The sequence below is a fragment of the Azospirillum palustre genome (genome assembly GCF_002573965.1).
Lineage (GTDB): Bacteria > Pseudomonadota > Alphaproteobacteria > Azospirillales > Azospirillaceae > Azospirillum > Azospirillum palustre.
Window position 1 is genome coordinate 1,228,989 of the sequence record NZ_PDKW01000043.1, and the last position, 26,007, is coordinate 1,254,995.

At 66.2% G+C, this 26,007-nt stretch carries 24 protein-coding genes; 13 read left to right on the forward strand and 11 right to left on the reverse strand.

Going from position 1 to position 26,007, the window contains the following annotated elements; genetic code table 11:
- Positions 1-16: 16 nt before the first annotated feature.
- Complete coding sequence (gyrA, locus tag CRT60_RS28170; protein ID WP_098739777.1) at positions 17-2,818, reverse strand: DNA gyrase subunit A; 2,802 nt, start codon at positions 2,816-2,818, stop codon at positions 17-19.
- A 137-nt stretch (positions 2,819-2,955) separates the two neighbouring features.
- On the reverse strand, positions 2,956-4,314 hold the full coding sequence (locus tag CRT60_RS28175) for an MATE family efflux transporter (RefSeq protein ID WP_098739778.1): 1,359 nt from the start codon (positions 4,312-4,314) through the stop codon (positions 2,956-2,958).
- 304 nt (positions 4,315-4,618) lie between these two features.
- Between CRT60_RS28175 and CRT60_RS37275 the strand changes: the two genes are divergently transcribed.
- Positions 4,619-4,804, forward strand: coding sequence for an entericidin A/B family lipoprotein (locus tag CRT60_RS37275; RefSeq protein WP_098739779.1), 186 nt, complete (start codon positions 4,619-4,621; stop codon positions 4,802-4,804).
- Between the two features lie 51 nt (positions 4,805-4,855).
- Complete coding sequence (locus CRT60_RS28185; protein WP_014247578.1) at positions 4,856-5,044, forward strand: hypothetical protein; 189 nt, start codon at positions 4,856-4,858, stop codon at positions 5,042-5,044.
- Between the two features lie 68 nt (positions 5,045-5,112).
- Here the strand turns inward: CRT60_RS28185 and CRT60_RS28190 are convergent, their stop codons facing one another.
- Complete coding sequence (locus CRT60_RS28190; protein ID WP_244592810.1) at positions 5,113-7,098, reverse strand: lytic transglycosylase domain-containing protein; 1,986 nt, start codon at positions 7,096-7,098, stop codon at positions 5,113-5,115.
- Between the two features lie 36 nt (positions 7,099-7,134).
- On the opposite strand from CRT60_RS28190, the gene dapA reads away from it, so the two are divergent.
- Genes dapA through CRT60_RS28205 form a run of 3 tightly spaced genes read left to right on the forward strand, consistent with a single transcriptional unit; the run spans position 7,135 to position 9,541 of the window.
- Positions 7,135-8,010, forward strand: a complete 876-nt coding sequence (gene dapA / locus CRT60_RS28195; RefSeq protein ID WP_098739781.1) for a 4-hydroxy-tetrahydrodipicolinate synthase — start codon at positions 7,135-7,137, stop codon at positions 8,008-8,010.
- Between the two features lie 30 nt (positions 8,011-8,040).
- A complete protein-coding gene (gene smpB / locus CRT60_RS28200; protein WP_098739782.1) occupies positions 8,041-8,514 on the forward strand; it encodes an SsrA-binding protein SmpB in 474 nt (157 codons plus the stop codon).
- Positions 8,515-8,569: 55 nt separating this feature from the next.
- Positions 8,570-9,541, forward strand: a complete 972-nt coding sequence (locus tag CRT60_RS28205; RefSeq protein WP_244592811.1) for a class I SAM-dependent methyltransferase — start codon at positions 8,570-8,572, stop codon at positions 9,539-9,541.
- Positions 9,542-9,600: 59 nt separating this feature from the next.
- Here the strand turns inward: CRT60_RS28205 and CRT60_RS28210 are convergent, their stop codons facing one another.
- A complete protein-coding gene (locus tag CRT60_RS28210) occupies positions 9,601-10,584 on the reverse strand; it encodes an aldo/keto reductase (RefSeq protein WP_098739784.1) in 984 nt (327 codons plus the stop codon).
- A gap of 95 nt (positions 10,585-10,679) precedes the next feature.
- On the opposite strand from CRT60_RS28210, the gene CRT60_RS28215 reads away from it, so the two are divergent.
- On the forward strand, positions 10,680-11,342 hold the full coding sequence (locus tag CRT60_RS28215) for a TetR/AcrR family transcriptional regulator (RefSeq protein WP_098739785.1): 663 nt from the start codon (positions 10,680-10,682) through the stop codon (positions 11,340-11,342).
- Here CRT60_RS28215 and CRT60_RS28220 read toward each other — a convergent pair.
- From CRT60_RS28220 to CRT60_RS28240, 5 genes are all read right to left on the reverse strand, one after another.
- Positions 11,314-12,174 carry a helix-turn-helix transcriptional regulator gene (locus tag CRT60_RS28220; protein ID WP_098739786.1) on the reverse strand — a complete coding sequence of 287 codons (861 nt, stop codon included), beginning with the start codon at positions 12,172-12,174 and terminating at the stop codon, positions 11,314-11,316. The genes CRT60_RS28215 and CRT60_RS28220 overlap by 29 nt on opposite strands.
- A gap of 51 nt (positions 12,175-12,225) precedes the next feature.
- Positions 12,226-12,783 (reverse strand): YbhB/YbcL family Raf kinase inhibitor-like protein, encoded by a 558-nt coding sequence (locus CRT60_RS28225; protein WP_098739787.1) that lies wholly within the window; start codon positions 12,781-12,783, stop codon positions 12,226-12,228.
- Positions 12,784-12,873: 90 nt separating this feature from the next.
- A complete protein-coding gene (hemB, locus tag CRT60_RS28230) occupies positions 12,874-13,878 on the reverse strand; it encodes a porphobilinogen synthase (protein WP_244592812.1) in 1,005 nt (334 codons plus the stop codon).
- Positions 13,879-13,994: 116 nt separating this feature from the next.
- Complete coding sequence (locus CRT60_RS28235; protein ID WP_244592813.1) at positions 13,995-14,921, reverse strand: metallophosphoesterase family protein; 927 nt, start codon at positions 14,919-14,921, stop codon at positions 13,995-13,997.
- A 19-nt stretch (positions 14,922-14,940) separates the two neighbouring features.
- Positions 14,941-15,834 carry a diacylglycerol/lipid kinase family protein gene (locus CRT60_RS28240; RefSeq protein ID WP_098739789.1) on the reverse strand — a complete coding sequence of 298 codons (894 nt, stop codon included), beginning with the start codon at positions 15,832-15,834 and terminating at the stop codon, positions 14,941-14,943.
- A gap of 307 nt (positions 15,835-16,141) precedes the next feature.
- Here CRT60_RS28240 and CRT60_RS28245 point away from each other — a divergent pair, with 307 nt between their 5' ends.
- From CRT60_RS28245 to CRT60_RS28275, 7 genes are all read left to right on the forward strand, one after another.
- Positions 16,142-17,203: an enoyl-CoA hydratase/isomerase family protein gene (locus CRT60_RS28245; RefSeq protein WP_098739790.1), complete on the forward strand. Its 1,062-nt coding sequence runs from the start codon at positions 16,142-16,144 to the stop codon at positions 17,201-17,203.
- Positions 17,204-17,460: 257 nt separating this feature from the next.
- Complete coding sequence (locus CRT60_RS28250; RefSeq protein ID WP_045580172.1) at positions 17,461-17,934, forward strand: MarR family winged helix-turn-helix transcriptional regulator; 474 nt, start codon at positions 17,461-17,463, stop codon at positions 17,932-17,934.
- A gap of 257 nt (positions 17,935-18,191) precedes the next feature.
- Complete coding sequence (locus CRT60_RS28255; protein ID WP_098739791.1) at positions 18,192-19,484, forward strand: cation:proton antiporter; 1,293 nt, start codon at positions 18,192-18,194, stop codon at positions 19,482-19,484.
- A gap of 223 nt (positions 19,485-19,707) precedes the next feature.
- The gene (locus CRT60_RS28260; protein ID WP_098739792.1) at positions 19,708-20,937 is read left to right on the forward strand and encodes an ABC transporter substrate-binding protein; all 1,230 of its coding nucleotides are present in this window, start codon (positions 19,708-19,710) and stop codon (positions 20,935-20,937) included.
- Positions 20,938-21,053: 116 nt separating this feature from the next.
- Positions 21,054-21,944 carry a branched-chain amino acid ABC transporter permease gene (locus CRT60_RS28265; RefSeq protein ID WP_204562103.1) on the forward strand — a complete coding sequence of 297 codons (891 nt, stop codon included), beginning with the start codon at positions 21,054-21,056 and terminating at the stop codon, positions 21,942-21,944.
- Positions 21,945-21,948: 4 nt separating this feature from the next.
- Positions 21,949-22,944, forward strand: coding sequence for a branched-chain amino acid ABC transporter permease (locus CRT60_RS28270; RefSeq protein ID WP_098739793.1), 996 nt, complete (start codon positions 21,949-21,951; stop codon positions 22,942-22,944).
- A gap of 237 nt (positions 22,945-23,181) precedes the next feature.
- Positions 23,182-23,844, forward strand: a complete 663-nt coding sequence (locus CRT60_RS28275; RefSeq protein ID WP_098739794.1) for a phasin family protein — start codon at positions 23,182-23,184, stop codon at positions 23,842-23,844.
- 124 nt (positions 23,845-23,968) lie between these two features.
- Here the strand turns inward: CRT60_RS28275 and CRT60_RS28280 are convergent, their stop codons facing one another.
- Positions 23,969-24,811, reverse strand: coding sequence for a 23S rRNA (adenine(2030)-N(6))-methyltransferase RlmJ (locus CRT60_RS28280; protein WP_098739795.1), 843 nt, complete (start codon positions 24,809-24,811; stop codon positions 23,969-23,971).
- A gap of 85 nt (positions 24,812-24,896) precedes the next feature.
- Entirely contained in the window at positions 24,897-25,508 is a 612-nt protein-coding gene (locus tag CRT60_RS28285; RefSeq protein WP_244592814.1) for a transglycosylase SLT domain-containing protein, read from the reverse strand.
- Between the last annotated feature and the right edge of the window lie 499 nt (positions 25,509-26,007).

Consider the following 26,007-nt stretch of genomic DNA (forward strand, 5'->3'; position numbering starts at 1 on the left):
CCTTTAGGCCCGTCCGTTATTCGTTCGGCCCGGCGGTGCCGCCGGCTTCGCCGACCGACCCGACCGAACCGTTGGCGTCACCGCCGTCCTCGACCCCAGTCTCCCCGACGCCGTTCTCACCCACGCCATTCTCGCCCTCTTCCTCGGCGATGGTGGCGACGGACACCACGCGTTCGTCCGCCCCCACGCGGAACAGCGTGACGCCCAGCGTCTTGCGGCCTGCAACCCGCACATCGTGCAGCGGCATGCGGATCACCTGGCCGCCGTTGGTGACCATCATCACCTGATGGTTCGATTCGACCGGGAAGGCGGCGACGATGGAGCCGTTACGCTCACCCATCTCCATGTTCCAGATGCCCTGGCCCCCGCGTCCGGCGGTGCGATACTCGTAGGACGAGCTGCGCTTGCCATAGCCGCGGTCGGAGACGGTGAGAATATACTGTTCCTTTTGTTTCAATTCTTCGTACCGCTCCTGCGACAGGGTGACGCTGTCGGTCGGCACCTCGTCCGCCTCCGGAGCGGCCTCGCCCTCCATCTCCAGCCCCTCGTCGCGCTTCATCTTGAAGAAGGCGGCGCGTTCCTCGGGCGTGGCGTCGACATGGGCCAGGATCGACAGCGACACCACCTCGTCCCCGTCGGCCAGCTTTATGCCGCGCACGCCGGTCGAGGTGCGGCCGGCGAAGACGCGCACGTCGTCGACCGGGAAGCGGATGCACTTGCCGCCGCGGGTCGCCAGCAGGATGTCGTCGGTTTCCGAGCAGGTGTGGACGCCGATCAGCCGCTCGCCTTCCTCCTCCAGCTTCATGGCGATCAGGCCGTTGGAGCGGATGTTGGCGAAGTCGGACATGCGGTTGCGGCGCACGTTGCCCTTCGACGTGGCGAAGACGACGTGCAGATCGGACCAGGCGGCCTCGTCCTCCGGCAGCGGCAGGACGGTGGTGATGGTCTCCCCGTCGATCAGCGGCAGTAGGTTGACGAAGGCCTTGCCCCGCGCCTGCGGGTTGCCCAGCGGCAGCCGGTAGACCTTCAGCTTGTAGACCATGCCGCGGTTCGAGAAGAGCAGCAGCGGTGTGTGGGTGTTGGCGACGAACAGGTCGCTGACCGCATCCTCCGCCTTCATCGACATGCCGGAGCGGCCCTTGCCGCCGCGCTTCTGCGCACGGTAGGTCGACAGCGGCACCCGCTTCACATAGCCGGACTGGCTGACGGTGACGACCATGTCCTCGCGCTGGATCAGGTCCTCGATGTCGGACTCGAACTCCAGATCCTGGATTTCGGTGCGGCGCGGGGTGCCGAACCGCTCCTTCATCTCGACCAGCTCGTCGCGAAGGATCCCCATCAGCTTCGGCCGGTTGGCCAGCGTGGCGAGGAAATCGGCGATCTGGTCGGTGACGTCGGTCAGCTCGGCGCCGATCTTGTCGCGCTCCAGCCCGGTCAGGCGGTGCAGGCGCAGGTCGAGAATGGCGCGGGCCTGGACCTCGGACAGCCGGTAGGTGCCCTGTTCGCTGACGCCGCGGCCCGGCTCGTCGATCAGTTCGATCAGCGGGCCGACGTCATGGACCGGCCACTCGCGGTTCATCATCTCCTCGCGCGCCCAGACCGGGTCGGGAGCGCTGCGGATCAACTCGATCATCGCATCCAGGTTGGCGACGGCGACCGCCAGACCGACCAAGGTGTGCGCACGCTCGCGGGCCTTGCCCAGCAGGAACTCGGTCCGGCGGGTGATGACCTGTTCGCGGAAGCGGATGAAGGCGCCGATGATCTGTAGGAGATTCATCAGCTCCGGACGGCCGCCGTTCAACGCCAGCATGTTGACGCCGAAGGAGGTCTGGAGCTGGGTGTGGCGGAACAGCTGGGCCAGCACGACGTCGGGGACCGCGTCGCGCTTCAGCTCGATCACCACGCGCACGCCGTCACGGTCCGATTCGTCGCGCAGGTCGGCGATGCCCTCGATCGTCTTGTCGTTCACCACCTCGCCGATGCGTTCCATCAGCTTGGCTTTGTTGACCTGATAGGGGATCTCGGTCGCGACGATGGCGGTGCGGTCCTTGCGCACCTCCTCGAAATGGGTCTTTGCGCGCAGGATGACCGAGCCGCGCCCCTGGAGCAGCGCCGCCCGGCTGCCCGACCGGCCGAGAATCAGGCCGCCCGTCGGGAAGTCGGGGCCGGGGACGATCTCCAGCAGTTCCTCGTCGGTGACGTCGGGGTTGTCGATGTAGGCGCAGCAGGCGTCGATCACCTCGCCCAGATTGTGGGGCGGAATGTTGGTCGCCATGCCGACGGCGATGCCGCCGGCGCCGTTCACCAGCAGGTTCGGGAAGCGGGCGGGGACGACCGTCGGCTCGCGGCCCGAATCGTCGTAGCTCGCCTGGAAATCGATGGTGTCCTTGTCGATGTCGTCGAGCAGCGCTTCCGCCGACTTGGCCAAGCGCGCCTCGGTGTAGCGCATCGCCGCGGCCGGATCGCCGTCCATCGAGCCGAAGTTGCCCTGGCCGTCGATCAGCGGCAGGCGCATCGAGAAGTCCTGCGCCATGCGGACCATGGCGTCGTAGATCGCGCTGTCGCCGTGCGGGTGGTATTTACCCATCACGTCGCCGACGATGCGCGCCGACTTCTTATAGGGCTTGGTCGAGTCGTACCCGCCCTCCTTCATCGCGTAGAGGATGCGCCGGTGCACCGGCTTCAGCCCGTCGCGGACGTCGGGCAGGGCACGGCTCACGATCACGCTCATCGCGTAGTCGAGATACGATTTCCGCATCTCGTCTTCGATGTTGATCGGCGCGATGTCGGAGGCGGGAGGAAGGGGCGTATTGCTCAAGCAGGACACTCATTCTTCGTATGCGCCGCCGCTTGACGAATCCGCGGCAGTCACTGGCCTTGCGGGCCGAAGGTTTTGCCCAGGATATATAGCAACTCTCGCAATTGCACACAACGATTCGGGGCTGAAAAGCCGGCTCAACGCCGGCTCAGATACGCGAATCGAAGCGAGAGGATGGTGACCGATACCAGACTGGCGATCAGGATTCCCTCGAACAGCCCATGGGCACCATGGCCGAGGCCGAAAACCAGGAAGGCCGACACCGGAATCATCACCACGGCGTAGGAGGAGAAGTGCAGCGCCGTCGGGATCCAGGCATCGTGCCGGCCGCGCAGCGCGTTAGCCATCACCGTCTGGCCGCCGTCGGCGATCAGGATCCAGGCGGTGAAGGCGATCAGCGGCACCACCGCCTCCAGCAGTTGCGGGTCGTTGGAGTAGATGGCGCCCAGCGCGTCGGGCATGCTGCGATAGAGGATGCCGACGCAGGCCAGGATGGCGCTGGTGACGCCGAGGCCGGTCCAGCCGGCCAGCGCCATGTCGCTGCGATCGCCGCGGCCATAGGCGACGCCGACCCGCACCGCTGTGGCCGAGGCAAGACCGACCGCGGCCATGAAGGGCAGGGCGGTCAGGTTCAGCCCGACCGTGTAGGCCCCCAGCGCCAGCGGGGAGATCATGCCGGCGAACAGGCCGAGCCCGCCGAAAGCCCCGCTCTCCACCCCGATGCTGAGCCCGGCGGCATAGCCGAGGTGACGCTGGCGCGCGGCGCCGCTCCACCAGTCGGACACCGGCCGGCGGACCTGCCAGCGGTCATGGTCGCGCATCCACCAGACATAGGCGACGAGCCCCAGCCCCATGGCCCAGCGCACCACGGTGGTCGCCCAGGCGGAGCCGACCGCGCCCAGCGGTTCCAGCCCGACATGGCCCCACACCAAGGCCCAGGCCAGCGCCGCATTGACGATGTTGCCGATCACCATGGCGACCATGCCCGGCCATGGGCGCTTGACGCCCTCCAGGAAGAAGCCAGTGGTGATGTAGAGCATCATGCCCGGCGCGCCGAGACCCAGCACCGCCAGCACATGGGCGCCGCCGGCGGACATCTCCGCGGTCTGGCCGCCGGCCTGGAAGAGCGGAACGCCCAGCAGCGAGACCAGGGCGAACAGCACCCCCAGCAGCAGCGCATAGGGGACCGACCGCCGCCATGCCCGCCCGCAGTCCGCATCGTTGCCGGCGCCGAAGGCGTGGGCGGTGATCATCACGGTGCCCATCAGCAGACCGACCCCGGTGCCCACCATGATGTTGCCGGGCAGGTGGGCCAGCCCGTAATAGGCCAGCTCCTGAGCGGAGAAACGGCCGACGATGGCGGTGTCGACCGCCATCATCACCATCAGGCCGGCGCGGGAGACGATGACCGGCGCCGCCAGCCGCAGCAGTTCGCCGATGTGGGCGGCAAGGCGCGCGCGCAACGGCTCCGGGGCGGGCAGGGTGGCGGTGCTCATGACGAAACCTGTGGTGGAAGAGGGTGGTGTCGCGGCCTGTGCCGTGCCGCCGGACCGTAAGGCTTGACCGGAAAGCGGGCAGACTGCGCAAAAGCTGGTCATCTTGCCCGGTGGGCGTACCGCGTCAAGGTTTTCGGGCGTCTCGAAAGGACCGTTGCATTCACTGCATGGCGGCGAGGCCGGGTGCGGAACCAAGCCGCTGTCATTCCGTTGTCAGAAACAGAGACAAACGACGCCCCGGCCATCGCCCGATCACAATCGCTGATTTCCTTCTCCCAGCCCCACCCCAGACCGGAGAGACACCATGCAGCACGCCAAGAACCGCCGGCAGCGCGCCACCGCCCGCGCCATCCCGTTCCCCGCGCGCGAGATGGTGATCCTGACTTTCCTTATGGCTCTGGCGGCCATGCTGACCGGCTGCAACACGGTCGAGGGGGCCGGGCAGGACGTCCAGGCCGGGGGGCGGGCGATTGAACGGACTGTCGACTGACGCGTTATCCCAGGGCTACCCCCAGGGCCACCCTTTCGAAGGAGTTCCCGTATGAGCGAACCGCAGAAGCCGTCCACCCCCGGCGAGATTCCGCCACCGTCCAATCCGAACCCGCCGCAGCCCGACCGGCCGACGACGCCCGACCCCTATCCGGTGCCCGACAACCCCGGCATCCTGCCGGAAGTCCCCCCGCCGGCCGACGAGCCGATGCCGGGCATGCCCAATCCGACGACGGCGTGACGGCCTCGTTGCACTGTAAAGGACGGGGGAGGGGGCTTTGTCGCCGCTCCCTCCCCAAACCCAACTGCTTAGCGCCTAAGATCCTTGTCCAGGTTCGGCTCGGCCCGGTCGCCGTTGAGGCGGGCGCGATAGACCTGCACCGCCTCCAGCACGCGCTGGACATAGTTGCGGGTTTCGGAGATCGGGATCAGTTCGATCCAGTCGACCACGTCGATGGTCTCCGTGCGCGGATCGCCATAGGTCTGCAACCACTGGCGCACCCGGTTTGGACCGGCGTTGTAGCCGGCGATCGCCAGCACCCACGACCCGTTGAAGCGGTCGATCAGTTCGGCCAGATAGGCCGAGCCCAGCGTGACGTTGTAGCCGGGGTCGGAGGTCAGCCGAGCGTTCGTGTGCTTCAGCCCCAGCTTTCCCGCCACCAGCTGCGCCGTCGTCGGCATCAGCTGCATCAGCCCGCGCGCACCGGCGGACGAGACGATGGTGGGGTTGAAGGTGCTTTCCTGCCGGATGATGCCGTGGATCAGCGCCAGTTCCGGTGCGGCCGGCCGGGCGTCGATCATCGGATAGCCGGCCTCGACCAGGAAAACCTCGTTCTGGGCGGCGTCCTTGGCGGCGGCTACGGCCAGATCGCGGCGGCCGACGTCGCTGGCCAGCCGGGCGGTGAGCGCGTAATCAGCCGGCGTCTTGGCATCCAGGCTCAGGCGGCGAACGAACCCGGTCACCTGATCGGACGCATTGCCGCCGATCTCCGCCAGCAGGCGGGCGACGCGCACCACCTCGCGCCTGTTGAAGGCGGCCGTCTCGGCGCTGGACACGGTCGGCGGCGTCGGCAGGGTCACGGCACCCCCGGAGACATGGCGGAAGGCCAGCTGACCGTAGAAGGTAGTGGGGTAGGTCGCCGCCTTGGCGTACCAGTCGCGCGCCGGTCCGGTCTGGCCCAGCGCTTCCGCGGCACGGCCGCACCAGTAAGCACCGCGCGCCTTGCTGATCGGTGCGGTGACGGAGCGGTACAGCTTGTGGAAGTGGGTGAAGGCCTCCGACGGCTTGTCGAGGAAGCGGAGCGCCAGGAAGCCCGAGAGGAACTCCGCGTCGGCGAAGGAACTGCCCTCGCTCATCCCGTTGGCGCTGACCAGACGGTAGGCGAGATTGTAGTCGCCGCGCTCCATCGCCCGGCGGGCCAGCAGATGCCGTTCCGACCACCAGGATTGCGGGCGGCCCATGTCGGTGCCGGCCTTGGCGATGATTTCCAGCGCGCCGGCATCGTCCCCCTTGCGCCGCAGGTAGCGGGCACGGTCGTACATCAGGCCGGGATCGGTCAGCAGGCTGGGCGGCACGCGCGACAGGATCGCCTCGGCGCCCGCACTGTCGCCGTCCAGCGCGATGCGCGCCTCGATCAGCGCGTCATAGGCCTCATCGAAGAAGGGCAGCATCCGGCGGACCGGAGCCTCCTGCTTGGCCCAGAGCAGCCGGTCGATGCGCGCCTTGTGGTCCTGCTGGCGCAGATAGGGCGTGTAATGGGAGAGGAAGGTGGCTTCCTCGTCGGCGGTGAAGGTGGCGTCGGCCCACTGCTTGCGGATCAGGCTGGTCGCACGCTCCACACTGCCGGTTGCGATCAGCGCGTCGGCATAGCGGACGAAGCCGTCGTTTGTCTGCGGCGGGCTCTGGCGGAACCACTCCACCACGTCGGCCGGCGGGATGTCGGGCATCGCCATTTCCGCCTGACGGCGCAGCGCCGCCATGTTCGGCCAATCCGGATTCTCGCGGATGAAGGCGGCGATATCGGTGAAGCTGCCGCCGCCCGGGTTGGCGAGCGCGATCCAGCGCAGAACCTTCGCCGGTAACGGGTCCTGCGCGCTCGACGCCGACGCTAGGGCTTCGGAAAGCCGCTCGTCATTGGCGAGCCTGAAGGCCTCGCGGTAGATCGCGATGTCCTGCGGGCTCAGCGCCGCAGCGGGAAGGGCGCCGGGAAGCGCCGCGAAAAGGGTGAGGAGACCCGCAAAAACAGAGGTCCGGGCGCTCTTGCCGAGGGCGGCGGGGAGGGATAATGTGCGCAACTCTTTTTTCCAGCTAAGCCGACTGAGGAGGCAGCCATGTTCCACGGTTCCATCGTCGCCCTTCTGACTCCGTTCAAGGGCGGGAAAGTGGACGAGAAGGCCTTCCAGTCCTTCGTGGAGTGGCAGGTCGCGCAGGGCACGCACGGTCTTGTGCCCTGCGGCACCACCGGCGAGTCGCCGACCCTGTCCCACGAAGAACACAACCGCGTCGTGGAGCTGTGCATCGAGGCGGCCGGCGGCAAGGTTCCGGTGATGGCCGGAACCGGTTCCAACTCGACCGACGAAGCCATTGCCCTGACCCGCCATGCCCGCCAAGCTGGCGCGCAGGCGGCGCTCGTTGTCACGCCCTACTACAACAAGCCGTCTCAAGAAGGTCTGTACCAGCATTTCAAGGCGATCCATGACGCGGCGGATTTGCCGATCTTCATTTACAACATTCCGGGCCGGAGTGTCGTGGATATGTCTGTGGCGACGATGGCCCGGCTTGCAAAGCTGCCCAACATCGTCGGCGTGAAGGACGCGACCGCCGATCTGTCCCGCCCGTCCCGCCTGCTGCAGGAGGTCGGCCCCGACTTCATCCAGCTGTCGGGCGAGGATGCCACGGCTCTGGCCTTCAACGCGCAGGGCGGCGTCGGCTGCATCTCCGTCACCGCGAACATCGCGCCGGCGCTGTGCTCCGCCATGCAGACCGCCTGGGCCAAGGGCGACCTGAAGGAAGCCTTCCGCCTGCGCGACGTGCTGTCGCCGGTCCACGACTCGATGTTCGTCGAGACCAGCCCGGCGCCGGTCAAGTTCGCCGCCAGCCTGCTTGGCCTCGGCAGCGACGAGGTGCGCCTGCCGCTGGTTCCGGCGACCGAGACCGCCCGTGCCGCCGTGCGTGGAGCCATGACGAAAGCCGGCCTGTTGTCCTGAGTGACGGAACGGGCCGTATAGGAGAGAGATTTGGCGACGCGCGAGGAAGCTAAAAAATACGCGGCGCAGAACCGCCGCGCGCGGTTCGACTTCTTCATCGATGATGTCCTCGAAGCCGGGATCATGCTGACCGGGTCCGAGGTGAAGTCGTTGCGCGGCGGCCGCGCCAGTGTGAACGAGGCCTACGCCGGCCTGAAGAGCGGGGAGCTGTACCTGTTCAACGCGTACATCCCCGAATATCTCCAGGCCGGCCGCATCGATCAGCATGAGCCGAAGCGGCCGCGCAAGCTGCTGGTCCGTCGCCGCGAGTTGGACAAGCTCGCGGCCGGGATCAAGCAGAAGGGCGTCACGCTGGTGCCGATGTCGGTCTATTTCAACGACCGCGGCTATGCCAAGGTCGAGATCGGCCTCGCCACCGGCAAGAAGAAGCATGACAAGCGTCAGAGTGAGAAAGACCGTAGCTGGCAGCGCGACAAGGCGCGGCTGATGCGCGACAAGGGTTAATACGGTGGCACGTCTCGACAATCGGGCCACGGACCGCGACTCAACCGTTGCTGCCGTGGCCGCGGAAGCCCTGTCCGACATCCGGCCGCAGGGCCGGATTCTCGTCGCCTTCGACAGTGACGGCGCCATCGCCGAAGCGCTCCGCGAAGGCGGGGCGGATGTGGTGGTGTGGAACCGGCTCGCAACAGGCGGGCAGGCCGCCACCCCCTGGCCGGCGGAGGGGCCGTTCGACGGCGCCGTGCTGCGCCTGCCACGCGGCTGGGCCGGGTTCGAGATGGCCTTGCATGCGCTTGCCTCCCGCCTTGCCCCCGGTGCCCCGCTGTGGATCGCCGGCGGCAACGACGAAGGCGTAACCAGTGCCGCGAAGCATCTGGACGGGCTGGCGGAAGAGCCGGAAACGCTGATCATCAAGCGGCGCGCCCGGCTGCTGCTGACCCGGCGCACCGATGCACCGGCCAAGGGGGCGTTGGAGGATTGGCGGCAGACCGTCACCCTCACTCTGCCCGACCGGACGCTGGAGCTGGTGTCCTATCCGGGCCTGTTTGCCCACGGCCATCTGGATGCCGGCACCGAGTGCCTGCTGAAGGTGCTGCCGGAGGTGGCAGCTGGCGCCCGCGTGCTGGATTTCGGCTGCGGCGCCGGGGTGATCGCACGGGCCGTGCGTGAACGCCAGCCCGACGCGCCACTGACCCTGCTGGACATCGACGCGGTGGCCCTGCACGCAGCCCGCCAGAATGTGCCGGACGCCGAACTGGTGCTGAGCGACGGCTTGGCCGGCCTGGGCACCCGCGAGCGTTTCGGCCTGATCCTGTCCAACCCGCCGCTCCACCGCGGCAAGGACGAGGATTTCGGCATGCTCGACGCGCTGGTGGCGGGGACGAAGCAGTATCTGAAGCTGCGCGGCACGCTGGTGGCGGTGACGCAACGGACTGCCGGCGTCGGCAAGCTGTTCAAAACGGCGTTCGGCCACAGCGACATGCTGATGGAAACCACGCAGTTCCAGGTCTGGTCGGGAACGCCGAAGTAGGATGTATAGGATATGGGAGGCGGCAGATCATGCCGCCTCCCATCGTCCGTCATCGCGCCTTACACATTCACCCCGCGCATCCCCTCCGCGGTGTAGCGGTCCCCCGCCGCCGCCCCTGGCGGCAGCGCGTCGCTCAGCGCCTTGGCCTCCGCATCGGTCAGCGTCACCGCAGCGGCGCCGACATTCTCCTCCAGATACTTGATCCGCTTGGTGCCTGGGATCGGCAGAATGTCCGGCCCCTGGGCCAGCAGCCAGGCCAGCGCCACTTGCCCCGGCGTGCAGCACTTCTGCACAGCCAGTGCCTTGACCTGTTCGACCAGGGCCAGATTGCGGTCGAAATTGTCGGCGGCGAAGCGTGGTGCCACGCGGCGGAAGTCGTTTTCGGCGAACTGGTCGGGGCTGCTGACCGCCCCGGTCAGCATGCCGCGGCCGAGCGGTGCATAGGCGACCAGCGAGATGCCGAGGTCGCGGCAGGCCGGCAGCACCGCAGCCTCCACATCGCGGGTCCACAGCGAATATTCGCTCTGCACCGCGGCGATGGGATGGACGGCGTGGGCACGGCGCAGGGTGGCCGCGGACACCTCCGACAGGCCGAGCGCACGGACCTTGCCCGCCTTGACCAGACCGGCCATGGCGCCGACTGTCTCTTCCACCGGGATGTCCGGGTTGATGCGGTGTGCGTAATAGAGGTCGATGGTCTCCACCCCCAGCCGCTTCAGCGAAGCGTCGCAGGCCTGGGCCACATAGGCCGGGCTGGTATCGACCCGGCGGGAATACTCGCCGGGCTGGCGGACGATGCCGAACTTGGTGGCAATCGTCACCCGGTCGCGCTTGCCGGCCAGGAAGCGCGCAAGCAGCGTTTCATTGTGTCCACTGCCATACATGTCGGCGGTGTCGTAGTGGGTGACGCCAAGCTCCAACGCCCGTTCCAGCGTGGTGAGCGACTGGGCATCGTCGGTCGGGCCATAGAACTCCGACATGCCCATGCAGCCGAGGCCGATTTCGGATACCGAGAGAATGCCACCGATGTTGCGCTGTTTCATCGCTTTACCCCTCCCGTGCCGCGGCCGGGCGGATTACCCTGGGAGCCTGCGGCAACAACTACACTACACTGTGCAGTGTACTTCGAGGGTGGGGAATGTCAACGTCTCAGGCGGGGTCTCAGGCGGGGGGTGCCGCGCGCGGTTCGGTCAAGCGGGATGCGGTGGTGGAGGCGGCGACGCGCGCCTTCCTGACGCACGGCTACGAGGCGTCGTCGATGGACGCCATCGCCGCCGACGCCAACGTGTCGAAGCGCACCGTCTACAACCATTTCCCCGGCAAGCGGGAGCTGTTCCAGGCCGTTGTGTCGGAACTCTACGAGGGGTTCCGCAGCGAGGACGGACAAAGCCTGCTGCGCCACGACCAGCCGCCGGAGCGGGCCCTGCCGGCATTCCTGCGCTCTCTGCTGGCCCATACCGGCCGGCCTGAGGTGCGCGGCCTCCTGCGTCTGGTGATCGCGGAGCACCAACGATTTCCCGAACTGTCGCAGGACTACCTGGAGGGCGGCAAGAGCCACGCCTATGCGCTGCTGGACGACTACATCGCCGCCCAGCACGCCCGCGGCCGGCTGAACGCCCCGGATCCGCATGTGGTGGCGACCCAACTGCTGGGCGGCATGAAGGAGGTTCTGTTCTGGCCGACCATGTTGGGCCTGCCGGTCACCGCCGACCCGGAGACGGTGATCGCCGATTCGGTCGCGGCTCTGATCCGCGCCTACGGTGCTGCACCGGTCAGCGTCCCCGCAGGTTCGACGGATTGACGCCCATCGCTTCCCTGATTCGGCGGGCGAAGTGGGAGCGGTTGGCATAACCGCAGGCCTCCGCCGCCTCCTGCACGCTCAGCCCTTCGCTTTCCAGCAGGTCGCGGGCGTGGGCAACTCGTTCTTCCGTCAGGATGCTGCGGACCGAGCACCCCTCGTCGCTCAAGCGGCGGCGCAGCGTGCCGGTGCTGAGGTTGAGCGCACCGGCCACGCGCTCAGCGGTCCAGGGAATGTCGGGCTGGGTGCGCAGCAATTGGCGCACCGCGTCGGCGGTCCCGGTCGGTGCCACCGGTCCCAGCCACCAGACACCATCCTCCAGCAAGGCCAGCAGCACCTCCATGAAGCGATGCTCCGCCAGCTTGGGCGGGAGCGGAGGGTCGGCGGTGAGACCGGCGGCGGCATGGTGGATGGCATCGGTCAGGGACGGCGTCAGGGTGACATGCCAGTCGCCGGGTCGGGCGCGCTGAGTCAGCCCATCCGTGCCATGGGCGCGCAGAAGCCGCCGCACCATCTCCGCCGGGAACTCCAGCACCAGCGCACGGTAACGTCCGCCAGCACTGGGATCGTTCACCACCGCCCCGGACCAGCCCGGCGGCAGAAGCATGGCGCTGCCGGCCGGGAAGCGGCGGGTCGTGCCGGTTTGGTCGGTCAGCTCCTTGGTGCCCTCCAGCACCGCGATCAGGGCGGTGCGTTCGATCTGCACCTCGGCCAGACGCTCGCGGTCATGGGCGACGAAGGCCCACAGTTCCGGCCGGTGCGGCCGGTCGCCGCCGCCGGGACGCAGGTCGCGGGCGGCGAAGCGGGACAGGCGGGCGAGCAGATCGGGACCCATGGCGTTCATCCTTTGGCCTCGGCCGATTCTAGGGCTGGTCGGCTCGGGCGATCAACGGCCGTAACGGGCCGTCAGCGTCGCCTTGCCCAAGCCTGCGGCGTTCAGGTTGAAGCCGACCATGGCGCCCGATGCGTCTGCGGGGAGGGGCAGGCTGTCGACCTTCAGCGCGTGGACGGTGACGACATAGCGGTGCGGCTTGTCGCCCTGCGGCGGGCAGGGACCGCCGTAGCCGGGGGTGCCGAAGTCGGTACGGCTCTGCATGGCGCCGGCTGGCAGGTTCGGCTTGGCCGCATCGCCGGCACCGGCGGGCAGGCCGCGGCTGTCGGGCGGCAGGTTGAACACCACCCAGTGCCACCAGCCGCTGCCGGTCGGCGCATCCGGATCGTAGATGGTCACCGCGAGGCTGCGGGTGCCGGCCGGCGGTGCCGTCCAGCTCAGGGCCGGCGACTGGTTGGCGCCGTTACAGCCGAAACCGGCGAAGACATTGCGCCCGGGGATCGGCGACGTGTCGGTGAAATCGGGGCTGTGCAGTTCGAACGCCGCAACGGGCGAGGCGGCCAGCAGCAGGGCGGTCAGCAGAGCCATGCGGAAAGGAAATCCATTGGTCATCGGGCATCTCCGTTGTTCGGGATGACCTGACGATAAAAGGCCGCGGATCGCTCCGCGGCCCCGAACGGCTCAAAGATGGTCCTGAACTGCTCAGCCCTGCTTGAGCAGCCTCGCCGCGTCCACCGCGCCATAGGTCAGGATGGCGTCGCAGCCGGCCCGCTTGAAGCCCATCAGCGTTTCCAGCAGAGCCTTGTCGTAGTTCAGCCAGCCGTTGCCCGACGCGGCACGCAGCATCGCGTATTCGCCCGACACGTGGTAGGCGAAGGTCGGGACCGCGAACTGATCCTTCACGCGCCGGATGACGTCGAGATAGGGCAGGCCCGGCTTCACCATCACCATGTCCGCGCCCTCCTGCAGGTCGCAGGCGACCTCGCGCAGGGCCTCGTCGGTGTTGGCGGGATCCATCTGATAAGTGGTCTTGTCGCCCTTCAGGAACCCGCCGGAATTCACCGCGTCGCGGAACGGACCATAGAAGGCGGAGGCATATTTGGCGGCGTAGGAGCAGACACGGGTCAGCTGATACCCCTCGGCGTCCAGCGTGTCGCGGATGGCGCCGATGCGGCCGTCCATCATGTCGGACGGGGCGACGATGTCGACGCCGGCCTCCGCCTGCGACAGGGCCTGACGGATCAGGACCTCGACCGTCTCGTCATTCTGGATGTAGCCGTCGCGCAGGAGGCCGTCATGGCCATGCGTCGTGTAGGGGTCCAGCGCCACGTCGCCCAGGATGCCGACATCGGGGGCGGCGGCCTTCACCGCGCGGATGGCACGGTTCATCAGATTTTCGGGATTGTAGGCTTCCGCCGCATCCTCCGACTTGCCCTCGGAGCCGACGACCGGAAACAGCGCGATGCAGGGAATGCCCAGCGCGCCGGCTTCCACCACCGCCTCGCACAGCAGGTCGATGGTCATGCGCTCCACGCCGGGCATCGAGGCGACCGGCTCCCGCCGGTTCTCGCCTTCGATCACGAAGACCGGCCAGATCAGATCGTCGGCGGTCAGCGTGTTCTCGGCGACCAGACGGCGGGTCCAGGCATCGGCGCGGTTGCGGCGCAGACGGGTGCGCGGGAAGGCGGCGGGCAGGGTGATCGGCATCGGGAGAACCATGCACTTAGAACGAGTGCGGCGATCCTACGCCTTCCCTGATCGTGAACTCAAGCCGCGGGGGCCGTTCCAGTGCTTAGGGACCGGGCATGAGCCTTGCGCTGGTCTCATGCCCCGCCATGGGCTTCCCCGCTTGCATGTCGGGCAACCGACTCCCACCGCGTGGCCATCGGGTCGGCTGCGGTGGGGGCGTCGGAGCCGACCGGCCGGAAGCCGGTGTCCTGTGCCTGCAGGGCCCAGCGGCTGCCTTCCTTGCGGTAACTGGACACCAGTCCGCCGGTAAAGGCCGCACCCTCCCACGACCTCACCTCGAACGTCACAGTGGGGTGGGCGACGGTGATCAGGTTATAGGCGTTCGCCTCGTTCCGCAGGCGGGTCGAGGTGGCGGTGGAGGCCTGGGCGACCAGGATGGACCGGGCGACCTGGGTGTGGAAGCTCATGATGTCGCCGGAATAGGCCTTGTGCAGATGCCCGGCCAGCAGCAGGTCGACGCCGCAGCTTTCCAACGCGGGCAGTGCCAGCTTGTGGCGGCCGACCAACTGGGTCTTGGGCAGGTCCGGCGGCGGCAGGAAGGGATGGTGGGTGAACAGCACCTTGAACACCCTGTCCGGCATTCCACAGAAAACCTCGCGGACCCGCGCAATCTGCCGCTTGTTCATCCGTCCTTCGGAAAAATCCATGATGACGGGCCGGGCGGTGTTGATGCCCAGCACCGCGATCTCGTCATCGATGTGCAGCGGACTGAAGTCGCTGGTGATGTAGCGCCGGTAATGGCCGAACGGGTCGGTGAAGCGCTTGAACACATTGTAAACCGGGATGTCATGATTCCCCGGTACAGCCATGTAAGGAAACGGCAATTTTTGCAGGAAGGCCCGCGCCTCCTCGAAGTGGCGCGGCTTGGCCCGCTGCACGAAATCGCCTGAGATGACGATCAGGTCGGGAGCCTGCGCCGTCAGGTCGGCCAGCAGGCCATCGACCACGCGCGGGTCGATCCGCCCGAAATGCAGGTCGGAGATGTGAGCAAGCCGTTTCACGCCATCCTCATCCTTTCTGTCAGCCGGGCGCCAGAACCTTCAGGGCACCGGGGAGAATCCGATAATGCAGCGGGGCGTGCAGTTTCCGGATCTCGCCATCGTTGACCATCTTCAGGTGGTGCCTGCGGCTGTGGACCGTCAGGCTGGTAACCGCATAGGTCTCCAGCCCTTCGTCCTGCTTCCACGAACCGGCAACCAGACGTCCCATCAACCGCAACATCGCGAAGGCGTTCCGTTCGCGGGCCACATAAACCCCGAGTTTCCCGGCATCGAGCGCCTGACGGGAGAGGACGAGGCCGAACCCGTCGTCATAGACGTTGTTCGACACCACCAGGATCGGCGTGCGCATCCGGCGCGGACCCTCGCCCCAGTCCAGCCGCACATCCAGCATCGGCATCCGATACAGCGTCTTCGCCAGGGCCACGGCGGCACCGGGCCATTTCAGCAGCCGGTGCTGCTTGCGCTGGCGTTCACGTTCCTGAACCACCTGCGGATAGAAGCCGAGAACCGAACTGTTGGTGTAGGGCTCCCCGTTCACCTCGGCGATGTCGATGGCGCGGATCCGGCCCGCCGCCAGTGCCTCGGCTGCATCCTCCAGTTCCAGTGGAACATGAAGATCACGGGCTAACAGGTTGAGAGTCCCCAAGGGAATCACGCCAAGCGTCTTGCCCTTCGGGAGCGCCAGCTTCACCGCGCTGTGCAGCGTGCCGTCACCGCCGCCGACCACGACGGCTTCGGCATCGGAATCCAGCACCCGTCGGATCGTGTCAGTACATTGCGCCCCGTCGACGGTGTGGAGGTCCACGGTCGCGCCATGCCGTTCGAATGCTGTGCGGATCGCCGTCTCGGCGCGGTCGATGGGCCGATCGACCAATGAACCCGCCTGCCGGTTCAGGACGATTCCGATCTTCATGGCGCACCCGGCAGGCTGTTGAACGGCATCGGCATCTGATCTTCCCTGAGAAGTCGAATGGGGTCTCGTCTTCAGATGAGAGCGTGAGCGCAACGGTCCAAGAGGGGCGATGTTCCTGATTGGCCCTGCGGGACCCTCACGGGCGAACATCCGGATCCGTATGGTGGGTTTGACAGCGCCGCCCGCTCCCGTATCATCGCTACCGGCCAATGCTGCCGTCCTGACGCGCAAAGGGATGCACGGCAGGGATGGCGCAGGTGGCCCGCCACCGCCCGATTCGCAACGATAATTGAGAAAATACAAGACGATGAGCGACGCTGCTGAGATTCTGTTCGAACGTCGGGGCGCCATCGGCCTCGTCACGCTCAACCGGCCCAAGGCGCTGAACGCGCTGACGCTGGGCATGATCAGGCTGTTCGATCCGCAGCTGCGGGCCTGGAACGCCGATCCGGAGGTCAAGGCCGTCGTGATTCGCGGTGCCGGCGAAAAGGCCTTCTGCGCCGGTGGCGACGTCGTCAGCCTGTATGAGGCTGGCAAGGCCGCCAAGGAGGGGCGTGGCGACACCGGGCCGGTCCGCGCCTTCTTCAGTGAGGAATATGTGCTGAACCGGCTGATCAAGCGCCTCTCCAAGCCCTATATCGCGCTGGTCGACGGCATATCCATGGGCGGCGGCGTCGGACTGTCGGTGCACGGCACCCACCGCATCGTTACCGAGCGCACCCTGTTCGCCATGCCGGAAACCGGCATCGGCCTCTATCCCGACGTCGGCGGCACCTATTTCCTGCCGCGCCTGCCGGGGCAGGTCGGCATCTGGCTGGGGCTGACCGGCGACAGGCTGAAGGCGGCCGACCTGCTTGCCATCGGTGCCGCCGACGCCTTCGTACCGAGCGCCAGGATCGAGGCCCTGATCGACGATCTGGCTGCCGGCGTCCCGGCCGACGAGGCCGTCGCCACCCACCGCGGCGAAGCGGGCGATGCGGCGGTGAGCGGCATCCGCGCGGCGGTCGACCGCTGCTACGCCTTCGACAGTGTCGAAGCCATCGTCAAGGCGCTGGAGGCCGAGGGAACCGAGTGGGCGGCCGGTCAGATCGCCATCCTGCGCCGGGTGTCGCCGACCAGTCTGAAGGTGACGCTGGCCGCCCTGCGCCGAGGCGCCAAGCTGGATTTCGAAGGCTGCATGGTGCAGGAACTGCGCCTCAGCCTCGCCTGTCTGGCCGGCGACGATTTCTACGAGGGTATCCGCGCCGTGCTGGTCGACAAGGACAAGAACCCGAAATGGAAGCCGGCCGAGCTGACCGATGTCGGTCCGTCGGATGTCGAGCGGCACTTCGCCGAACCGGCTGGCGGCGATCTCGTGTTCCGGGACTGACCATAGGCGATGCCGAGGGGATGAAGGTCACGCACCGACTGCGCGGCCTTCCCCTTTTTGCTTATGCGGGACCTGCCGCCCGGCCGAAAGCCTTTCGCCGGGGGCACCCTGCGAAAGGGGCCTGTACAGACGGGTTGTGCCAGACTTTTTCTGGAATTATTAAGATGATTGCCGACGAATGATCGGTTAATCTCGCCTTAAGGTCCCGGTATCGTCCTTGCGCGGGGAACGGCCGGTTAGAGCCAAAGGAGACCGCGGTGCGCAAACCCTATTATGAGAGCATTCTGTTGATCGAGCGGCTTCACCGCCACTTTCTTGAAGTGCTCAAGACTGAGTTGGACCGGCTCGGCATCCAGGACATCAACAACGTCCAGAGCCTGATCCTGTACAACATCGGCGAAGACGAGATGACGGTCGGCGAACTGACCGCGCGCGGTTATTATCTGGGTTCCAACGTCTCCTATAACGTCAAGAAGATGGTCGAGAACGGCTATCTCGGCCAGGAACGCTCCCCGCACGACCGCCGGTCGGTCCGTGTCCGCCTGTCGGAGAAGGGCCTGGATCTGCGCGAGAAGATCAGCGTCATGTTCGAACGTCACCTGACCGCCCTGGAAAAGGCCGGCTTCAGCGACGAGGAACTGACCAAGGCCAACGAGACCCTGCGCAAGCTGGAACGTTTCTGGTCGGCCTCTCTCGACTACAGCGGCTTTCCGATGACCTCGGCGGCCTGACCGGCCGATTTTGCGACGGCCCCCGCGGTTCCGGCTCCCGCGGGCGGCATCGGGTTCAAGCGTCCCAGTGGCCCTCCAGTTCGGGCAGGGAAGCGCGACCGATTGAGCCGGTACCTTTTCGGCATCCATTCCGCCCATCCATTCCACAAGCCTTCTTGTGCCCGGGCTGAACCCATTCGCGACGTCGTGCGTTGTCGTGGATTGGCCTTGGCGCGGCCCTGTTGCCGTGCCGATGCGATCTCGGCAATGGGCGGCGCATGTCTTACACGGTCATGTTGGTTGGGCTGGGATTCCTGATCCTGCTGGTGGCGTGGCTGCCGATGGTGCTGAGGGAACTGCCGCTGTCCCTGCCGATCATCTGCGTCGGTCTCGGCTTTCTGGTCTTCGGAACGCTGGAACTGGAAAACCCGGAGCCGCTGGCCTTTCCGGAAGCGACCGAGCGGCTGACCGAGCTGATCGTCATCATTTCCCTGATGGGGGCGGGGCTGAAGCTGGACCGCCGCATCGGCTGGCGGCGCTGGATCATCACGTGGCGCCTGCTGGGCATCACCATGCCGTTGTCGATTCTCATGATCGCCCTGATCGGCTGGTACTGGCTCGATTTCCCTCTTCCGGCCTCGATCCTGCTGGGGGCGGCTCTGGCGCCCACCGATCCGGTCCTCGCCTCCGACATCCAGGTCGGCCCGCCGAAATCGGGGGAGGAGGACGAGATCCGGTTCAGCCTGACTTCCGAGGCCGGGCTGAATGACGGCCTGGCCTTTCCCTTCGTCCATCTCGCCATCGGGGTGGCGCTGCTCAACGGCAACCCGCCCTGGGACCTGCTGGAACATTGGGTGCTGCTGGACGTGGTCTGGAAGCTGATTGCCGGAGTGGGTGTCGGCTGGCTGGTCGGGCGCTTCCTCGGCTATGTCACCTTCCGCGTGCCGAACCGCGCCAACCTGTCACGGACCGGCGACGGGTTCGTATCGCTCGGCATCACGCTGATCGCCTATGGCCTGACGGAACTTGCCAGCGGATATGGGTTCGTCGCCGTCTTCGTCGCCGCGCTTGCCCTGCGCGATGCGGAACGCAACAGCGAATACCACGAGCGCCTTCACGACTTCGTCGAGCAGACCGAGCGGCTGATGATGATGATGATGCTCGTTCTGTTCGGCGGGACGATTGCGCATGGCCTGATCGACGCGCTGTCCTGGAGCGCCGTGGGTGCAGCGGTGGTCATCCTGCTTCTGGTGCGTCCGGTGGCGGGGGTGGTCGGGCTGACCGGCGTGGCGATGCCGGTCGGCGAGAAGCTGGCCATCGGCTTCTTCGGCATCCGCGGCATGGGCAGCATCTATTACATCGCCTATGCGCTGAACGCCGCGGAGTTCGATGTGCCGAATGCGCTGTGGGCGATCACCGGGTTGATCGTGCTGCTCTCGATTCTCGTTCACGGCACCACGGTGACGCCGATCATGCAGCGGATCGACCGCCGCCGGCAGGTTGCCGACCCGCCGCCGGACGCCTCCATACACCGCCGAATGGAAAAAGCGGGTGTTTCGGTGGACCCTTGATGAAAATTGTTCGTTAAGCTGAAATTCAGCTTTTCGTACAAGGCGATGCCCCTGCATAGTGGGCGTGAAGGGACGGCGCGCACGGCCTGACGGTTTCCGATGAAACCAAATGAGAAGGCCGGCACGACCGTCCGGGACCCGCCGGACGAACCGATCCAAGCGATCCATCCGGATGGGCGCCCGCACTATGCGCAACGCAACGCTGAGGGGGAGGAATTCACGCATGATCGCACGTCTTCTGGCCGGTGCCGCCCTTGCTGCCCTGACGATCGGTGTCATGTCCGCCGGGCCTGCCATGGCCCAGCAGGGCAAGCTGTCCGGCGACATGGTCAAGATCGGTGTGCTGAATGACCGTTCGGGCCTCTATGCCGACCTCGGCGGCGAGGGATCGGTCATCGCCGCCCGCATGGCGGCGGAGGAGTTCGGCAACAAGATTCTGGGCAAGCCCATCGAGATCATCTCCGCCGACCACCAGAACAAGCCGGACATCGGCGCCAACCTCGCGCGCCAATGGATCGACCAGGACGGCGTCGATGTGATCGTCGATGTGCCCAACTCCGGCGTGGCGCTGGCCGTGCAGGAAGTGACCAAGGAGAAGAAGAAGATCTTCCTGATGGAAGGTCCGGCCACCTCGCGCCTGACCGGCGATGCCTGTTCCCCCACCGGCTTCCACTGGCCGTATGACACCCACGCGCTGGCCGTCGGCACCGGTCAGGCGATGGTGAAGGAGGGCGGCGACAGCTGGTTCTTCATCACCGCCGATTATGCCTTCGGCCATCAGCTGGAGGCCGACACCTCGGTCGAGGTGAAGAAGGCGGGCGGCAAGGTCGTCGGTTCGGTGAAGGCGCCGCTCAACTCCGCCGATTTCTCCTCCTTCCTGCTCCAGGCGCAGGCGTCGGGCGCCAAGATCGTCGGCCTTGCCAACGCCGGCGGCGACACCATCACCTCGATCAAGCAGGCGTCGGAATTCGGCCTGACGCAGGGTGGCCAGCAGAAGCTCGCCGGTCTGCTGATCTTCCTGTCCGACGTGCATGCGCTGGGGCTTCAGGTCGCCCAGGATCTGGTGCTGACCACCGGCTTCTATTGGGACCGCGACGACGAATCGCGTGCCTGGTCCAAGAAGTTCTTCGACCGCTACGGCAAGATGCCGACGATGGTGCAGGCCGGCAGCTATTCCGCCGTGCGCCATTATCTGAAAGCCATCGAGGCTGCCGGGACCGACGACGGCCCGACCGTCGCCGCCAAGATGAAGGAGATGCCGGTCAACGACATGTTCGCCAAGAACGGCACCATCCTGCCGAATGGGCGCATGGTCCACGACATGTATCTGGCCCGCGTGAAGAAGCCGTCCGAATCGAAGGGCGCCTGGGACTATTACCAGATCCTGCGCACCATCCCCGGCAAGGAAGCCTTCGCAAGCTTCGAGGAGAGCGGCTGCAAACTGCCGAAATGACAGTGCCGAAGTGATGGCCGGCTGGCACAAGCCATGACGTGACGGAGCGGCATCTCCGCCCTGGCGGTCCCTGGAGGGCCGATTCGGCGGAGATGCCGTTGGGGAGAGCGACGCTCATGATCGGAACGATTTTCGGCATTCCGCCTCAGGCACTGTTCGGCCAGCTTTTGCTGGGGCTGATCAACGGATCGTTTTACGCGCTGCTCAGCCTGGGGCTGGCGGTGATCTTCGGCATGTTGAACGTCATCAACTTCGCCCATGGCGCGCTTTACATGATGGGGGCCTTCGTCGCCTGGCTGCTGCTGACCCAGCTTGGCATCGGTTACTGGTGGGCGCTGCCGCTGGCGCCGCTGGTCGTCGGGCTGTTCGGGGCGGCGCTGGAAAAGACGCTGCTGTCGCGGCTTTACAAGCTGGACCATCTCTACGGCCTGCTGCTAACCTTCGGGCTGGCGCTGATCGTCGAGGGCGCGTTTCGCCACCAGTATGGCGTCTCGGGGCAGCCTTACCCAATCCCCGACGCGCTGAAGGGCGGTCAGAATCTCGGCTTCATGTTCCTGCCCAACTATCGCGGCTGGGTGGTCGTCGCTTCCCTGATTGTCTGCATCAGCACCTGGATCGCCATCGAGAAGACGAAGCTGGGCGCCTATCTGCGTGCGGCGACGGAAAATCCGGTGCTGGTCCAGGCCTTCGGCATCAATGTCCCGCGGATGATCACGCTGACCTACGCCTTCGGCGTGGCGTTGGCCGGACTTGCCGGCGTGCTGGCGGCACCGATCTACCAAGTGTCGCCGCTGATGGGATCGAACCTGATCATCGTGGTCTTCGCGGTGGTGGTGATCGGCGGCATGGGGTCGATCCTGGGCGCCGTGCTGACCGGCTATGGGCTTGGCCTGCTGGAGGGGCTGACCAAGGTCTTCTACCCGGAGGCCTCCAACATCGTGGTCTTCGTCATCATGGCGGTGGTGCTGATGATCAAGCCTGCCGGCCTGTTCGGACGGGAGAGGTGAGTGCATGAGCCTTCATTCGCAAAGCGGCATCCGGGCATCCGGGAAGGCTTCCCAAGCGTCGGCGGCGGGGTCGACGCTGGCGCGGGTCGGCGCCCTTGCGGTGCTGGTGGCGCTGCTGGCGGTTCCCTTTCTGCTCTATCCCGTCTTCCTGATGAAGGTGCTGTGTTTCGCGCTGTTCGCCTGCGCCTTCAACCTGCTGATCGGCTTCGGCGGTCTGCTCAGCTTCGGCCACGCCGCCTTCTTCGGCAGCGCCGCCTATGTCACCGCCCATACGGTGAAGGTGTGGGGACTGTCGCCGGAACTGGGGATTCTGCTTGGCACCGCGGCCTCGGCATTCCTCGGCATCCTGTTCGGCAGCATCGCGATCCGTCGCCAGGGCATCTATTTCGCCATGATCACGCTGGCGCTGAGCCAGATGGTGTTCTTCCTGGCCTTGCAATTGCCCTTCACCCATGGTGAGGATGGCATCCAGGCGGTTCCGCGCGGCGTGCTGTTCGGCGTCTTCGATCTGAACAACCCGCTGGCGATGTATTATACGGTGCTGGGCGTTTTCCTGATCGGCTTCGCCATCATCTGGCGGACCGTGCATTCGCCCTTCGGACAGGTTCTGAAGGCGATTCGTGAGAATGAACCGCGCGCCATTTCGCTGGGTTATCGCACCGAGCGCTACAAGCTGATGGCATTCGTCCTGTCGGCGACGCTGGCCGGGTTGGCCGGCGGCACCAAGGCGATCGTGTTTCAATTGGCGACGCTGACCGATGTGACGTGGCAGATGTCGGGTGAGGTCGTGCTGATGACGCTGCTGGGCGGCATGGGCACGCTGGCCGGCCCGGTGATCGGAGCCGCTCTGGTGGTGACCCTGGAGAATTATCTGGCGGCGACCAGCCTTCCCGTGCCGGTGGTGATCGGTTGCATCTTCGTCGCCTGCGTTCTGGTCTTCCGCCGCGGCATTGCCGGGGAAATCCAGGCGCGGTTTGGAAAGCAGAGCCGTTCCGGATAACCGCTCTGATTAAGATTGACCAAATCGAATAAGAACTGTTTCACACAAAAGACGGTTCGATTTCAAAATACCGCATACCTCGAAAGAAAGTATGCGGCGCTATTATTTTGCGTCGTGGAACGTTCTGTTTGCCGGGTGTTATAGGAGTGAACTCGTTCGGCGGTGCAGCATAAATGGCCGACGCGAGATATGGGACGAAGCGTCCTCTTGGACGAAAATATTCGAGGAGCATCCCGCATGGCTATGGACAAGGACACCACAACCGGTGTGCGCGAAACCGCCGACCTGGCGAAGGGCACGCTCGACGACATGATGCGCGCCGGCGAGACCACCACCCGCCGCGCCGCCGATGCCGCGCGCTCGATCGGTGGAACCGCGACGGAAACGGGAGTCCACGCTGTCGATGCCGGTCTGGGCGCCGGTCAGAAGGCGATGGATGCCGGTGCCGACATGACCCGCCGTGGCGCCGAAGCCGCCAAGTCCGCGATGGGCTCCGCCGCCGATGTCGCCGGCCGCAAGACGGAGCAGTTCCAGCGCGCTCTGGGCCTGTCCAAGGAAGCCCAGGGCGAAGTCGCCAGCCAGACCCGCGAGACCATGGACGTCATGGTCCAGTGCAGCAGCGTGCTGGCCGACGGTCTCCAGACTGCCTGGCGTGAATGGATGGGGTTGGCCCAGGAGGTCGCCTCCCGCAACGCGGAGGGCGTGAACGCCCTGATGCGCAGCCGGAGCGTTCCCGACTTCTACGCCGCGCAGAGCCGCATGCTGAAGGACAACATGCAGCTGGTTCTCAGCCGCAGCGTCAAAATTTCCGAGCTGTCGGCGAACACCGCCAACACCGCCATCGGCAAGCTGAACGCCCGCCTGGAAGGCGCGGCCCAGCAGGCGGAGCGCCGGTTCTGACCACCGCGCCGCCGATGACGGCACGTCATCGATAACGAACGGTCTCCATCCTGACTTGAACCCCGGCCCGACAGGACCGGGGTTTTTTCTGCGCTCGGACCGGCTTTCCCCGAATTGGCTTTCCTTACGACGCCTCGGGCGTCAGCCAGCTGACCGCCACGCCGCCGCCGGTGGTGGGCAGGGCATCGTGCAAGGCCGGCAGCATTCCCTTGAGCGTCTCGTCCAACTGCCAGGGGGGATTGACGATCAGCAGGCCGGAGCCGTTCAGCCGGAGATGGGTGTCTTCGGAGTGCCAAGTCAGTTCGGCGATCAGCACTTTCGGGATGCCGGTCTTTTCAACCGCATCCTGGAACCGCCAGACAGCCGCGCGTTCCTTGATCGGATACCATAGGGCGAAGATGCCGGTGGACCAGCGGCGGTGCGCCAGTGCCAACCCCTCCGCCATGCGGGCGAACTCGTCCGGCTGTTCGAAAGGAGGATCGATCAGGACAAGCCCGCGCTTCTCCTTAGGCGGAAGATGGGCCTTTAGCGCGGTGTAGGCATCCGACTGATGGACGGCGACCGCGCGGTCGCCGGCGAACTCCGCTTTCAGGGTGTGGGCGTCGTCAGGATGGAGCTCCACCAGCACCATGCGGTCCTGCGGCCGCAGGACCGCGCGGGCGACACGGGGAGAACCCGGGTACCAGCGCAAGGCCCCGTCCGGATTCAGCGCCTGCACGGCGTCGAGATAGGGTGCCAGGGCAGGGTGCGGCAGGGGATGGCCGAACAGCCGGCCGATGCCCTCGTCGCTCTCCGCCGTCTTGCGGGCCGCTTCGGATGTCAGGTCGTAGCGGCCGATCCCGGCATGTGTGTCGAGCACGCAGAACGGCGCCGGCTTGGCGCGCAGATGATCCAGGATCAGCGCCAGGACGGCGTGCTTCATCACGTCGGCCGGGTTGCCGGCGTGGAAGATATGGCGGTAGTTCATGCGTCGGGGTTTACCCGATCCGGCAGCGCCGCGCCAGCGCTCTCACAGCGGCCGTCACGCAGCATGGCTGTCGGGTGGCCGGCTATCAGTTGATGGCCGCGACCTGCTGGGCGTTGCGGAAGCTGCGGCGGGTGCGCGGGGCGACACTGACGGGATCGCTGTCTTCACAACGGGAAGAGGCCAGCAGCTTGGCGCTCTGCGTGTCCAGTTCGGACAGGCTCTGCCAGATCTTGCAGACATAGGCCTGGGCGCGGCGGCCCGAGCTGCCATTGTAGCGGGTCAGCGCGGTCTTCCAGTTGCCTTCCTCGCCGTGGAAGCGGACGAGAAGCTGGCCAGCGTAAAACACATTGTCGCGCGGCTCGACGATCTTCTCCAGCGGCTGGAACTCGCCCCGGTGAGTCGCGACCGAAAGCTGCATGCAGCCGACATAGGTGTTGCTGCGAAGCTGGCCGCGATGGTCGCGCAGGTGGCGGGCAGCGTCGCTGACATTGCGGGCGTAATAGGGGCGACCCTGGACGCTCATCGCGAACGGGTGGGGGGCGCCGTCCTGGCCGCTTTCAACCAGGGCGATGGCGACCAGCATGCCGGACGGAATACCCAGCTTCTGCTCGGCTTCCACTGCGTGGGTGACGCAGCTTTCCTTCGACTGGGTCGCGGTCTGGGCCTGGGCCGTGCCGGAAACGGTGAGGACAGCCATGGAAGCCGTCAGCAGTCCCGCAGCCAGTGCGAAGCGTCCACACCCTGTGGCGCCTACGCGCTGATTTCGTCCCCGCATCCCAAACCTCCTTCTGCTGTAGCCCCGTGTTCTACGGCGGCTGTTTGACCCCCCGCGCGGGGCCGTTGTTCCGGTCACCGAGTCGCTTACGGCGACCGCCTCCTACCCAGATGTTCAGCGCCTCCCAATTGGGCGCCGGGGCCACACTTCCAAAAATTTGATCCATCGTCAACCCGCTTGCACCCTGGTAATACCACAGCTTTCGTCCGGCAGATGCCACGCGGAGCCCTGAAACGGACGGCTTAGGCCCTTCGGCATGGGCCATAAGCCATTGAATCGCCACATTTGCCGGCGATAACGATAGGGTTAGCCAAGCCAGCTCCATTATCCTTTTGAACAGGGTCCGCAAACAGGGCTACTGCGACCGCGTGTCGCCTGAATCACACTTCGGAAGGATTTTCGCTCCCCCCTTGCGCAGCGC

Bases quoted from the DNA above. Each gene is read 5' to 3' on its own strand.
- CRT60_RS28255 (WP_098739791.1), top strand. From the start codon at position 18,192: ATGTCTTACACGGTCATGTTGGTTGGGCTGGGATTCCTGATCCTGCTG.
- CRT60_RS37275 (WP_098739779.1), top strand. From the start codon at position 4,619: ATGCAGCACGCCAAGAACCGCCGGCAGCGCGCCACCGCCCGCGCCATC.
- CRT60_RS28215 (WP_098739785.1), top strand. From the start codon at position 10,680: ATGTCAACGTCTCAGGCGGGGTCTCAGGCGGGGGGTGCCGCGCGCGGT.
- CRT60_RS28220 (WP_098739786.1), bottom strand. From the start codon at position 12,174: ATGGGTCCCGATCTGCTCGCCCGCCTGTCCCGCTTCGCCGCCCGCGAC.
- CRT60_RS28240 (WP_098739789.1), bottom strand. From the start codon at position 15,834: ATGAAGATCGGAATCGTCCTGAACCGGCAGGCGGGTTCATTGGTCGAT.
- CRT60_RS28225 (WP_098739787.1), bottom strand. From the start codon at position 12,783: ATGACCAATGGATTTCCTTTCCGCATGGCTCTGCTGACCGCCCTGCTG.
- CRT60_RS28185 (WP_014247578.1), top strand. From the start codon at position 4,856: ATGAGCGAACCGCAGAAGCCGTCCACCCCCGGCGAGATTCCGCCACCG.
- CRT60_RS28285 (WP_244592814.1), bottom strand. From the start codon at position 25,508: ATGGCTGTCCTCACCGTTTCCGGCACGGCCCAGGCCCAGACCGCGACC.
- dapA (WP_098739781.1), top strand. From the start codon at position 7,135: ATGTTCCACGGTTCCATCGTCGCCCTTCTGACTCCGTTCAAGGGCGGG.
- CRT60_RS28245 (WP_098739790.1), top strand. From the start codon at position 16,142: ATGAGCGACGCTGCTGAGATTCTGTTCGAACGTCGGGGCGCCATCGGC.
- CRT60_RS28270 (WP_098739793.1), top strand. From the start codon at position 21,949: ATGAGCCTTCATTCGCAAAGCGGCATCCGGGCATCCGGGAAGGCTTCC.
- hemB (WP_244592812.1), bottom strand. From the start codon at position 13,878: ATGCCGATCACCCTGCCCGCCGCCTTCCCGCGCACCCGTCTGCGCCGC.
- CRT60_RS28280 (WP_098739795.1), bottom strand. From the start codon at position 24,811: ATGAACTACCGCCATATCTTCCACGCCGGCAACCCGGCCGACGTGATG.
- CRT60_RS28210 (WP_098739784.1), bottom strand. From the start codon at position 10,584: ATGAAACAGCGCAACATCGGTGGCATTCTCTCGGTATCCGAAATCGGC.
- CRT60_RS28175 (WP_098739778.1), bottom strand. From the start codon at position 4,314: ATGAGCACCGCCACCCTGCCCGCCCCGGAGCCGTTGCGCGCGCGCCTT.
- CRT60_RS28260 (WP_098739792.1), top strand. From the start codon at position 19,708: ATGATCGCACGTCTTCTGGCCGGTGCCGCCCTTGCTGCCCTGACGATC.
- CRT60_RS28265 (WP_204562103.1), top strand. From the start codon at position 21,054: ATGATCGGAACGATTTTCGGCATTCCGCCTCAGGCACTGTTCGGCCAG.
- CRT60_RS28275 (WP_098739794.1), top strand. From the start codon at position 23,182: ATGGCTATGGACAAGGACACCACAACCGGTGTGCGCGAAACCGCCGAC.